At 72.6% G+C, this 11,306-nt stretch carries 8 protein-coding genes; 4 read left to right on the top strand and 4 right to left on the bottom strand.

Annotation, left to right across the window (positions count from 1 at the left end; genetic code table 11):
- Positions 1-7 precede the first annotated feature (7 nt).
- The 4 genes from ACFZAX_RS14765 (at position 8) to ACFZAX_RS14750 (ending at position 6,681) form a co-directional block, all read left to right on the top strand.
- Positions 8-2,935 carry a glycoside hydrolase family 3 C-terminal domain-containing protein gene (locus ACFZAX_RS14765; RefSeq protein WP_390961771.1) on the top strand — a complete coding sequence of 976 codons (2,928 nt, stop codon included), beginning with the start codon at positions 8-10 and terminating at the stop codon, positions 2,933-2,935.
- Positions 2,936-2,999: 64 nt separating this feature from the next.
- Entirely contained in the window at positions 3,000-5,288 is a 2,289-nt protein-coding gene (gene yicI, locus ACFZAX_RS14760) for an alpha-xylosidase (RefSeq protein WP_390961770.1), read from the top strand.
- Positions 5,289-5,737: 449 nt separating this feature from the next.
- Positions 5,738-5,932, top strand: a complete 195-nt coding sequence (locus ACFZAX_RS14755; RefSeq protein WP_390961769.1) for a DUF2795 domain-containing protein — start codon at positions 5,738-5,740, stop codon at positions 5,930-5,932.
- Positions 5,933-6,105: 173 nt separating this feature from the next.
- Positions 6,106-6,681 carry a GNAT family N-acetyltransferase gene (locus tag ACFZAX_RS14750; protein WP_390961767.1) on the top strand — a complete coding sequence of 192 codons (576 nt, stop codon included), beginning with the start codon at positions 6,106-6,108 and terminating at the stop codon, positions 6,679-6,681.
- Here the strand turns inward: ACFZAX_RS14750 and ACFZAX_RS14745 are convergent.
- The 4 genes from ACFZAX_RS14745 to ACFZAX_RS14730 all read right to left on the bottom strand — a co-directional run bounded on the left by ACFZAX_RS14745 (position 6,639) and on the right by ACFZAX_RS14730 (position 11,231).
- The gene (locus ACFZAX_RS14745) at positions 6,639-7,025 is read right to left on the bottom strand and encodes a hypothetical protein (RefSeq protein ID WP_390961765.1); all 387 of its coding nucleotides are present in this window, start codon (positions 7,023-7,025) and stop codon (positions 6,639-6,641) included. The two genes, ACFZAX_RS14750 and ACFZAX_RS14745, sit on opposite strands and share 43 nt — an antisense overlap.
- A gap of 145 nt (positions 7,026-7,170) precedes the next feature.
- Entirely contained in the window at positions 7,171-8,781 is a 1,611-nt protein-coding gene (locus tag ACFZAX_RS14740) for a TrkA C-terminal domain-containing protein (RefSeq protein ID WP_390961764.1), read from the bottom strand.
- A gap of 285 nt (positions 8,782-9,066) precedes the next feature.
- Complete coding sequence (locus tag ACFZAX_RS14735; protein ID WP_390961763.1) at positions 9,067-9,960, bottom strand: hypothetical protein; 894 nt, start codon at positions 9,958-9,960, stop codon at positions 9,067-9,069.
- Positions 9,960-11,231, bottom strand: coding sequence for a VWA domain-containing protein (locus ACFZAX_RS14730; RefSeq protein WP_390961762.1), 1,272 nt, complete (start codon positions 11,229-11,231; stop codon positions 9,960-9,962). Before ACFZAX_RS14730 ends, ACFZAX_RS14735 begins: the two co-directional genes overlap by 1 nt.
- Between the last annotated feature and the right edge of the window lie 75 nt (positions 11,232-11,306).

Raw genomic sequence — 11,306 nt, 5'->3', positions numbered from 1 at the left:
CCCGCACGTGACGGACCTTCCGCTTCCCTTCCGCGACCCGCAGCTGCCCTTCGAGGCGCGCGTCGACGACCTGCTCCAGCGGCTCACGACCGACGAACGGATCGCGATGCTGCACCAGTTCGCGCCGCCGGTGGAGCGGCTGGGACTGGCCGCCTTCCGCACCGGCCAGGAGGCGCTGCACGGTGTGGCCTGGATGGGCGGAGCGACCGTGTTCCCCCAGGCCGTCGGCCTCGGCGCCACCTGGAACGACGACCTGGTGCGCCGCGTCGGCGAAGCCGTGGGCGACGAGGTGCGGGCCAAGCGCCGGAGCGACGACCGGGTCGGCCTCAACGTCTGGGCCCCGACAGTGAATCTCCTGCGCCACCCCCTGTGGGGACGCGGCGAGGAGGGCTACTCCGAGGACCCCGCGCTCACCTCCGCCATCGCCGTCGCGTACACCCGCGGCCTGCGCGGTGAGCACCCCCGCTACTGGCGCACCGCCCCGGTCCTCAAGCACTGGCTCGCCCACAACAACGAGACCGACCGCGACACCGCCTCCTCCTCCGTGCGCCCGCGCGTCCTGCACGAGTACGACCTGCGCGCCTTCCGCGACGCGGTCCGCGCCGGAGCGGTCGCCGGGGTCATGCCGGCCTACAACCTCGTCAACGGCCGCCCCAACCACGTCTCCCCGCTGCTCGGACGAGAGCTGCGGCAGTGGACCGACCAGCCGCTCGTCGTCTGCTCCGACGCCGGCGCGCCCTCCAACCTGGTCGACTCCGAGCACTACTTCGACACCCACGAGGAGGCCACCGCGGCCTCGCTCAAGGCGGGCGTCGACAGCTTCACCGACCACGGCACGGACTCCTCCGTGATGACCGGCCGCATCCGCGACGCGCTCGCCAAGGGCCTGCTCGACCCCGAGGACATCGACCGGGCGGTGCGCAGGCTGCTCCATCTGCGCTTCGCACTCGGTGAGTTCGACCCGGAGCTCGACCCCTACGCGGACACCGACGCCTTCGACACCTCCGCCCACCGCGAACTCGCCCTGGAAACCGCCGAACAGGCCGTGGTCCTGCTGAAGAACGACGGGCTGCTGCCACTCGCGCCGCGCGCCGGGCGGAAGATCGCGGTCGTCGGCCTGCTCGCCGACGCCTGCAAACTCGACTGGTACAGCGGCACCCTGCTGCACCGCTCCACCCCCCTCGACGGGCTGCGCGCCCGCTACGGCGCCGACGACGTGCTGTACGCCGAGGGCGTCGACCGGGCCCTGCTGACCTGCGAGGCAGGTCAACTCTTCGTACCGGCGGTCCAGTCGGGGACCGGCGGGGTGCGCGGCGAGGAAGGCGCGCTCGACCCGGCGCTGCTCACCGGCCGCACCGACCTCCCGCCGCTCGTCGCCGCCCCGGAGGGCACCGCCCTCGCCGTGGTCGACTGGGGGGACGGTGTCCTCACCTTCCGCACCGACGAGGGGCGCTACCTCTCCGTCGCCGAGGACGGCTTCGTCCGCGCCTCCGCCGAGGAACCGGGCGGCTGGATCGTCCAGGAGACGTTCCGCCTGGAAGCGGTCGAGGGACACGACGGAGAACACCGCCTTCTGCACATCGGTACGGGTGGGTACGTGTCTGTCGCCGCCGACGGTGCAAAGGTTGCCGAGAGCGGCGAAAAGATTTCGGCCGACCGCGCGACCGTCTTCGGCGTCGAGATCGTCGAGCGCGGCGCGGACGAGGTCGCCCGGATCGCGGCCGAGGCCGACACCGTCGTCGTCGTCGCGGGCAACGACCCGCACATCAACGGCCGCGAGACCGAGGACCGCACGACCCTCGCCCTCCCCGCCCAGCAGGAGAAGCTCTGGCGCGCCGCGCACGGCGCCAACCCGCGTACCGTGCTCGTCCTCACTTCCGCCTACCCGTACGCCGTACCGGAGGCCGACGCCGCCCTCCCCGCCCTGCTGTGGACCGCGCACGGCGGCCAGGCCGCCGGCACCGCACTCGCCCGGGTCCTCGCCGGAGACGTCTCCCCGGCCGGGCGCCTCCCGCAGACCTGGTACGCCGGTGACGACGATCTGCCCGACCTCTTCGACTACGACGTCATCGGGTCCCGCCAGACCTACCTCTACTTCGACGGCACCCCCCTCTACCCGTTCGGCCACGGCCTCTCCTACGCCTCCTTCGCGTACGAGGACCTCACCGTCACCCGCGAGGACGACCTGCTCCGGGTCGGGCTGACCGTCAGTCACACCGACGCGGCCGCTTCCGGGAAGACCGATTCCGGCGCATCCCGCATCGCGGCGACCGCCTTCGACGAGGTCGCCCAGCTCTACGCCCGCCGCACCGCACCGGACGCCGCCCGCCTGCCGCTGCGCAAGCTGGTCGGCCACCGCAGGATCCGCCTCGCCCCCGGTGGCTCGGAGCGCGCCGAATTCCTGGTGCCGGTCTCCGAGCTGGGCCACTGGGACGTGGCGCACGGGCGCTGGACCGTGGAGCCGGGCTCCTACGAGCTGCTGGCCGGGGCGTCCAGCACGGACATCCGGCTCGCCACCGCCGTGGAGATCGACGGAGAGCCCTCCGGGCCCCGCACCGTCCTCGCCGCCGGGATCGAGGCCGCCGACTACGACCAGCAGCACCGCACCGAGATCGTGGACCGCGCGAAGACGGACGGCGACGCGGTCACCACCGTCGGAACCGGCGCGGAGGGCGGCCGACTGGTCTTCGAGGCCTGCGACTTCGGGACGGGGGTGCGCGGCGTCACCGTCCACGCGGCCGGTGAGGGCACGGTCGAGATCGAGACGGACACCGCCGCGACGGTCGTCGACGTCCCCGCCACCGGCGGACCGTACGACTACCGGTCCGTGACCGCCGCGTTCGGTGCGGACGGGGTGGCGGACCTCCGGGTCACCCTGCGCGGAGCCCTGCGCCTGGCCCGCCTCACCTTCGCCCCCTCGGGAGCGTCCGAGTGACCCGGCACCGCACCGCAGCAGCCGCCCCGCCTCCGCTCACCACCGCCCCCGGCAAGGAGTCCTCATGAAGTTCACCGACGGATTCTGGCTCATGAGGGAGGGAGTCCGCGCCTCCTACGCCACCGAGATCCGCGATCTGCGCGTGGACGCCGACCGGATCACCGCCCACGCGGCGGTCATGCGGGTCACCGGGCGGGGCGACACCCTCAACACCCCGCTGATCACGGTCGAATGCTTCACGCCCGCCGAGGGCATCATCGGCGTCCGCGCCACCCACCACGCCGGGAAGGTCAACCACGGCCCGGACTTCGAGCTGACGGCCGATGCCGAGCCGCACGCATCGGTGCGCACCGTACGGGAGGGCTCGGTCGCCGAACTCACCAGCGGCCCGCTGACCTTGAGGCTGGACAAGGACGGTCCCTGGGGTCTCACCTTCCTCGGCGCCGACGGCCGACGGCTCACCGGAGTCGACCGCAAGGGCACCGCCTTCGCCACCACCCCTGACGGCGCCCACCACATGGTCGCCCAACTCGCCCTGGCCGTGGGGGAGAACGTCTACGGCCTCGGCGAGCGGTTCACCCCCTTCGTGAAGAACGGCCAAGTCGTGGACGTCTGGCAGGCGGACGGCGGAACCAGCAGTGAACTGGCGTACAAGAACATCCCGTTCTACCTCTCGTCACGCGGCTACGGCGTCTTCGTCAACCACCCCGGCAAGGTGGGTTTCGAGCTCGGCTCCGAGTCCGTGGGCCAGGTGCAGTTCAGCGTCGAGGACCAGACGCTGGAGTACTACGTCGTCGCCGGCCCCACACCCAAGGACGTCCTCACCCGCTACACCGCTCTCACCGGCCGTCCCGCGCTTCCCCCGGCCTGGTCCTTCGGACTGTGGCTCACGACCTCCTTCTGCACCTCCTACGACGAGGAGACGGTGACCTCCTTCGTGGAGGGCATGGCCGAACGCGACATCCCCCTCTCCGTCTTCCACTTCGACTGCTTCTGGATGCGCGAGTACCAGTGGTCCGACTTCCTCTGGGACCCCGACGTCTTCCCGGACCCGGAGGGGATGCTCGCCCGCCTCAAGGAGCGCGGGCTGCGCATCAGCATGTGGATCAACCCCTACATCGCGCAGAAGTCAGCTCTGTTCGCGGAAGGGGCCGAGAAGGGCTACCTCGTCAGGCGGCCCAACGGCGAGGTCTGGCAGTGGGACCTCTGGCAACCGGGCATGGCCCTGGTCGACTTCACCAACCCCGCCGCGACCGCCTGGTTCCAGAGCAAGCTGAAGGTCCTTCTCGACCAGGGAGTCGACTGCTTCAAGACGGACTTCGGCGAGCGCATCCCCACCAAGGTCGTCTGGCACGACGGCTCCGACCCCGAGCGGATGCACAACTACTACGCGCAGATCTACAACAAGGCGGTCTTCGAACTCCTGGAGAAGGAACGCGGAAGCGGCGAGGCGGTGCTCTTCGCCCGCTCCGCCACCGCGGGCGGCCAGCAGTTCCCCGTCCACTGGGGCGGCGACTGCTTCGCCTCCTTCAACGCGATGGCCGAATCCCTGCGCGGCGGGCTCTCCCTGAGCCTCTCCGGCTTCGGCTTCTGGAGCCACGACATCGGCGGCTTCGAGGGCACCCCCGACCCGGCCGTCTTCAAACGCTGGCTCGCCTTCGGCCTCCTCTCCTCGCACAGCCGCCTCCACGGCAACGTCTCCTACCGTGTGCCGTGGGAGTTCGGCGAGGAAGCGGTCGAGGTGACACGGCAGTTCACCCTCCTCAAGCACCGCCTGATGCCGTACCTCTACGCCGCCGCCGCCGAAGCCCACCGCACCGGCGTCCCGGTGATGCGCCCGATGCTGATGGAGTTCCCGGACGACCCGGCGACCCGCACCCTGGACCGGCAGTACATGCTCGGCCCGGACCTCCTCGTCGCCCCGGTCTTCTCCGAAGAGGGCGACGTGGAGTACTACGTCCCCGAGGGCACCTGGACCCACCTGCTCACCGGCGAGACCGTCACCGGGCCGGTCTGGCGCCAGGAGACCCACGGCTTCGACAGCCTCCCGCTGTACGTACGGCCCGGCGCGGTGCTCCCCTGGGGCAGCGACGACCAGCGCCCGGACGGCGACTGGCTCGCCGACCTCACCCTGCGGGTCTTCGGCCCCGCGCCGGACTCCGGGACGACCACGACCGGGGTCACCGTCCCCGGCCTGACCGGCGAACCCGCCGCGACCTTCCACGTCACCCGCGACGAGGACGGCGTACGGGCCACGGCGCAGGGGAGCGGCCGGCCCTTCCGCGTCGTGGTCGAGGCCACCGGGGCGACGCTGGAAGGAACCGGCACGGTGGAGGTGCCGCACCTGGGCTGAGGCGGCGTCGATCGCCGGGGAACGGCCCTCTGTTTCCCGGCACACCCGGCAGGCGGGAATCATCCCAGGTCGCGACGTCATCCCCGGCGGACCGGGCAGGTTCCGGCACGCCTCTTGAGTGGCGGACTCGCGTGCCGTTGCGGAAAATCGTTGAGGCGACCGGATCGCGGTACACCGGTCGGGCGACGCCCGGCCACCGGGAGAGCGGTACCGGCTACCTGCCGGGTGCGAAACCTCCGGGTACGACGACACGGTCAGGGAAGGGCCCTGCGGCGGGTACGCCGGCATCGGCCGACCGCCGACGTCGTCCACGTGGCTGAGCCACACGTGGCATCGGCGGGGACGAGCGCCGGACCGACCGGCAGACGGTCGCTCTCCGGGCTGCCGCGGAGGCCGCCGGACGCCATACCCAGGCAGCAGCGAGCGAACATGGGAAGAAGGAGACCGCCATGGCCGACATGAGCCCCATCGACGTCCAGAAGTCGCTCAAGGGTGCGGAGTATCCCGCCAAGCGGGACGACCTGGTCTCGCTGGCCCAGAACAACGGCGCGGACGAGGCACTCGTCTCCAAACTCCGCGACGCGCCGGCCGACCGGTTCGACGGCCCCAACGACGTACAGAAGGTCGTGTTCGACAACAGTTAGTCACGTCCGGGCCGGGTCCGCGTCCGTGCAGGCGGAGGCGGACCGGGTCCGGCCTCTCCGTGCGGCAGCCCCCGTGAAGGTGGCTGCTTCTTCGCCTTCGCCTTCGTCTTCTTCGTCTTCGTCCCGATGCCGCCGCCCACCGCAGCCGTGGCGCCGGTCATTACGATGCCTGCATGCCGTCCCTCTCCCTCGCACCCCCCGGCTTCTCCCCGCAGGAGATCGCCGAGTTGGTCGACCTCCACACGAGCAACCCGGACTACTGCCGCTCCGCCGGAGAGTACGACCCCGACGACATCAGGCCGGACCGGGTGGAAGCGGATCTGCGCGCGGAAGCCGGTGCCGAGGGCTGCGAGGTGCTGCTGGCCCGCGACGAGCGGGGACGGCTCGCCGGGCTGCTGTGCCTGCTCGACCGCCACCCTCAGGACGGCCTGCCCTGGATCGGGCTGCTGATGGTGCACGGCGACTTCCGCCGCAAGGGCATCGGCCGGTCCCTGGCCGGAATGGTCGAGGAGCGGTTCGGAGGCGAGGGCCGGGAAGGCGTCCGTCTCGCGGTTCTGGAGAACAACCCGACCGCCCTCGGCTTCTGGAGTGCGCTGGGCTGGCGGGAGATCGACCGTCGCCCCGACCGGGAGTACGGACGGCCGTGCGTCGTCATGCACAAGCAGCTGACCCGAGCCTTCGGGCGGCCCCGGAGCACCGGGACCGGTCAGATGCGGGGGACGGCCACGACCTGGACCTCGTCCTCGTAGACGACCCGGCCCGGGTCGGCCGACTCCACCCGCACGCAGGCGACCCCGTGGGCGGCCAGCAGGTCGAGGTAGCCGTCCACCCGCTCGACGAGATGGACGGCGGACGCCTTGAACCACGCCACCGCTCCGGGGTTCACCGCGGAGTCGTAGACCTGCGGATCGGTGTCGGACGGGTTCGGGTAGTGGCCGTCGTACCAGTCGTTCGCCGCCCGCCAGAAACGGAACTGCTCCTCGCTCAGCCGGCCCTCCCGGGCGAGCCCGTTGGCCAGACCGAACACGCCCGGGTACTGGCCCCGGTGGTTGCGGACCGGGCCCTGGAACCTGATGTAACCGACTTCGGTCATGCCGTACGTCTCCTGACTGCCGAGGCCGCCCCGGGGGCCCGGGACGGGACGCGCGGGGCCACCTTACGGCGGCGGCTCGGCGGCTCGGCGGTGCATGGGGGTCGTGCGTGAGCGGCCTCCCCGGCCCCTCGTACGGCGCCCCGGTTCACAGCCCCACGAGCAGCTGGACGCAGACGATCTTCACCAGGATGCTCAGCGCGAACAGCGTCGAGTAGCCGCTGTTGACCCGGCTGTCGCTCACCCGGCTGTTGGTGTACGCGAGAATCGCCGGGTTGCCCACGTACCCCGAGAGCAGGCCCATGGTCCGCTCCCGGCTCTGGCCGAGCGCCTTCGCGACCAGGACCATCAGCGCGTAGCTGACGACCGCGCCGACGACCAGGACCGCCAGCAGCTTCAGGCCGAACATCGAGAAGGCGTTCTGCCGGAAGGAGTAGCCCGAGCTGAGGCCGACGATGGCGAGGAAGAGCAGCAGGCCGATCTGGCGCAGGGTGAGGTTGGCCCGGGTCGGCAGCGTCCAGACCAGGGGGCCGGTGCGCCGGAGCCAGCCGAGGACCATGCCCATCACCAGCGGGCCCGCGCCGGTCCCGAGGGCCAGGGTGGTGTCGCCGAGGGTCAGGGACGGGATGCCGATGAGGAAGCCGAGGGCGAGGCCGAGGCCGAGGCTCACCGCGCTGACCTCGCTGACCTTCGCCTCCGTGTCGCCGAGGAACCGGGTGACCTCCGCGGAGCGCTCGCGCGGCATGACCACGCGGAGCCGGTCGTCCAGCTGGAGGACGAGGCCGTCGTGGGCGAGCATGTCGAAGTCGCCGCGCCGCACCCGGCTGACGGCCGCCCCGTAGCCGTCGGCCAGCCCGAGCTCGGCGACGGTGTGGCCGGCCAGGTCGGGGTTGGTGAGCAGGACGCGGCGGTAGTCCACGGTGGACCGGTCGTCGAGCAGGTGGGCGGCGGCGAGTTCGCCGAGGCAGGCGGTGGCCGCCACCACGTCCTCCTCGCCGCCCACCACCTCGACCAGGTCGCCCGGGCGCAGCCGGTCCAGTCGGAGGGCGACCCGCGGCGCGGCGCCCACCGCCCGGTACTCGCTGGCCAGGACGCGGTGCTCGGCGACGCCGGGTACGTCCGCCCAGGCGATCTCGCGGGTGACGTGCACCGTCCGGGTGACGAGGGCGGCGGGCAGTCCGGAGCCGGGGTCACGGCGGGCGGTCCACCGGCGGCGGGCGGCGATGGCGGCGATGAACAGGATGGTGATCACCACGGCGAACGGATACCCGATCGCGTACCCGACGGCGGGCTGCGCCGGATCCTCGGACGCCGCCTGGGCGGCGGCGAGGCCCGGTGTGGTGGTCCCGATGCCCGCGAACCCGCCGGCGAGGAACGGGCCGCTGATGCCCAGGGCGCCGTGGCCGAGCGCGCCCACCACGACCGCGGTGACCACGAGCGCCACGATCGCCCCGGCCATCACCGCCAGCTGGCCCCGGAGTTCACGGAAGAACGCGGGGCCCGACTCCAGCCCGACCGTGTAGACGTAGAGGGCCAGTCCCAGGGCGGACACCCCGGCGGGCAGGGCGTCGGCGATGTCCTCGTCCAGGGCGCCCACGAGGAGGCCGACGAAGAGTACGCCCGCCGCGCCGAGCCGGACGGGACCGAAGCGCACCATGCCGAGCAGGGCGCCGACCGTGATCACCGAGAACACGGTCACCCAGGGGTTGTCCGCGAAGAACTGCCACACGCGCGCCGCCTCCTGCCTTCCGACCAGCATGGGGGCCCTTCGTTCGGATCAGGCCGGGCTCGCGGGGGCGGGTGTCGCACCTCGCGGCGTTGTCGTCGGTCGTCGACGTTCCGCGTCGACTCCCTCTTCCGCCTTGCGACGCACGACACCCGATCCCGCTCCCTGACCCGGCCCGATCCGGACGAAAGGCCCAGCCCTGTCGGGGGCAGCTTCCGGCAGGCCCGCACGCCCCGCCACTCGGAGCCGCGCGGTCCGGACACGACCGCGCCGCCGCCCCGGAGCGGGACGGCGGCGCGGTGGTTCGCGGCGTTCGGGTCAGACGCCCGGCGGTACGTGCGACGGGCGGCCCCGGCCGCGCGTCACGGAGTAGCCGAAGACGCCGGCCAGGGCGGCGAGCACCGCCCCGCCCGCGCTCCACAGCCAGCGCCGCGTCCACCAGCCGGAGGACCAGCCGTCCTCCGGCTCGCTGCCGGCCACCACGACCGGCTCGTCCGTCGCGCCGTCCGTGGGGGCGGCGGACGCGGTGGATCCGGCGGCGGCGCGTACGGCGGAGGAGCCGGGCACCAGCGGCTCGGAGAGGGTGCCGTCCACGTCGTGCGCGCTGCCCACGTCGATCGAGGTGGCCTCCACCCGGGCCCCGATGGGCCGGCCGAGGTCGGTGTCGGGCAGGTCCAGCACGGTCAGCCGTACGTAGTAGCTGCCCGGCAGCGGGTCGTTGGCCCACGGCTCGGACCAGGCGCGCACCGGGCGCAGCACGCAGTCGAGCTCGACCTTCGCCGCGTCGGCCGCCGCCGTGCGGGTCTGGTGGCCGTACATGCACGCCTGGCGGCGGCGCAGGCCGTCGTAGACGTCGATCTGCCAGGTGGACGCCCCGTGCCGGAGCGACGCCTCGGGGAGGGTCACGGTGGCCCGTACGGTCGCCCGCTGCCCGGCGTCCGCCGGGAAGACCCAGTAGAGGTAGTCGCCGGTCGAGGCCTGCGCGGTGCCCGCCTGGTCCTGCTGGAGGGCGGTCGCGGTACGGAAGGTGGTGCCGGCCTCGGTGGGGCCGGCGTCCGAGCCGTTCTCGCCGGGGCTCGCGGAGGCCGACGGGTCGTCGGCCAGGGCCGGGCCGGCGGAGGAGAACAGGGCGAGACCGGCGACCAGGGCGCCGGCGCTCGCGCGCAGCACCCGGTGGGTGCGCATGGTCCGGGTACGGGAGGTCGTACGCATCAGTTGGTCCTCCATACGGCGACGCGCCAGCGCGAGATCCAGCCGAACAGCAGCCCCGCCAGCAGACCGGCGAGCAGCATCAGGCCGAGGAACCACCAGCCGCGGCCGAGGCCGAAGGCCGCGGTGTCCGCCGCGTCGTCGGGGGAGTCCACCACGTCGATGGTGAGCTCGACCGGCATGCCGGGGCCGGTCTTCACCGAGGAGGGGGAGGAGAAGGAGTCGCCGACCTGGAGGCACACGGCCTCGGGGGTCTCGGCGTCGGTGTCGTCGTCCGCCTCGGCCTTGGGGTAGCGCAGGCCCGTGGAGATGGCGTCGGTGCGGCCGGTGCCCGATTCGGAGCCCCGGACGATCTCCCGCCCGTGCGTGGTGACCGCGCGCATCAGGACGCCGTAGTCGTTGTTGACGGCCCGGTCGGCCGACACGGTGACGGAGGCCCGCAGTTCCTGGCCGGGCAGGACGTTCACCCGGTACCAGCGGTGCTCGCCGAGCTTCGCGCGGTCCGTGTACAGGCCGGGGGTGAGTTCGGGGGCCTTGGCACAGCCGGCGGCGCCCTCGGTCGCCACCGGGGTGACGACGGGTTCGGCGGCCCGGTCGACCAGCTGGGTGACCCGGTGGGAGAGGTCCTCCTTGTGCTGGACGGCCGTGTACGTGCCACCGGTGGCCTCGGCGATGCAGGTCAGCTGCTGCCGGATCTTCGTGTTGGGCACCAGGCCCAGGGTGTCGATCACGAGGTGCACCCCGCGGGCGGCGATGTCGCGCGCCACCTCGCACGGGTCGAGCGGGCCGCAGGTGTCCTCGCCGTCGGTGATCAGGACGATCCGCCGGGTGGACTCACCGCCGTCCAGGTCGTCCGCCGCGCCCAGCAGCGCCGGGCCGATCGGGGTCCAGCCGGTGGGCGTGAGGGTCGCGACCGCCGTCTTCGCTTCCGTACGGTCCAACGGGCCGACCGGGTACAGCTGCTTGGTGTCCTTGCAGCCGACCTGCCGGTCGTCGCCCGGGTAGTTCGCGCCGAGGGTGCGTATGCCGAGCTGGACCTCCTCGGGTACGGCGTCCAGCACGTCGTTGAACGCCTGCTTGGCCGCGCTCATGCGCGACTCGCCGTCGATGTCACGGGTGCGCATGGACCCGCTGACGTCGAGGACCAGTTCGACCCTGGGCGAGGAGGCGGTGGGGGGTTCGTCGGCGGCGGCCGGCACGGCGGTGCCGATTCCGGCGGCCAGGGTGGCGAGCAGCAGGCCCACCCCGGTCGTCAGCCGTTTGGTTGTGATCATCGCCGGATCCTATTGAACATCGGTTCGCATCCCCAAACCCGCTGCGCGGAAGCGGGTTCGGGGATGCCCGAGGTG

The organism is Streptomyces sp. NPDC008125 (genome assembly GCF_042957125.1).
Classification (GTDB): Bacteria; Actinomycetota; Actinomycetes; order Streptomycetales; family Streptomycetaceae; genus Streptomyces.
The sequence above is the reverse complement of the archived record's forward strand: the minus strand, read 5'-3'. Positions and strand labels throughout refer to the sequence as shown.

Excerpts from the sequence above, each read along its gene's own strand:
- yicI (WP_390961770.1), top strand. The coding sequence starts at position 3,000 with ATGAAGTTCACCGACGGATTCTGGCTCATGAGGGAGGGAGTCCGCGCC.
- ACFZAX_RS14740 (WP_390961764.1), bottom strand. The coding sequence starts at position 8,781 with ATGCTGGTCGGAAGGCAGGAGGCGGCGCGCGTGTGGCAGTTCTTCGCG.
- ACFZAX_RS14750 (WP_390961767.1), top strand. The coding sequence starts at position 6,106 with ATGCCGTCCCTCTCCCTCGCACCCCCCGGCTTCTCCCCGCAGGAGATC.
- ACFZAX_RS14745 (WP_390961765.1), bottom strand. The coding sequence starts at position 7,025 with ATGACCGAAGTCGGTTACATCAGGTTCCAGGGCCCGGTCCGCAACCAC.
- ACFZAX_RS14730 (WP_390961762.1), bottom strand. The coding sequence starts at position 11,231 with ATGATCACAACCAAACGGCTGACGACCGGGGTGGGCCTGCTGCTCGCC.
- ACFZAX_RS14735 (WP_390961763.1), bottom strand. The coding sequence starts at position 9,960 with ATGCGTACGACCTCCCGTACCCGGACCATGCGCACCCACCGGGTGCTG.
- ACFZAX_RS14755 (WP_390961769.1), top strand. The coding sequence starts at position 5,738 with ATGGCCGACATGAGCCCCATCGACGTCCAGAAGTCGCTCAAGGGTGCG.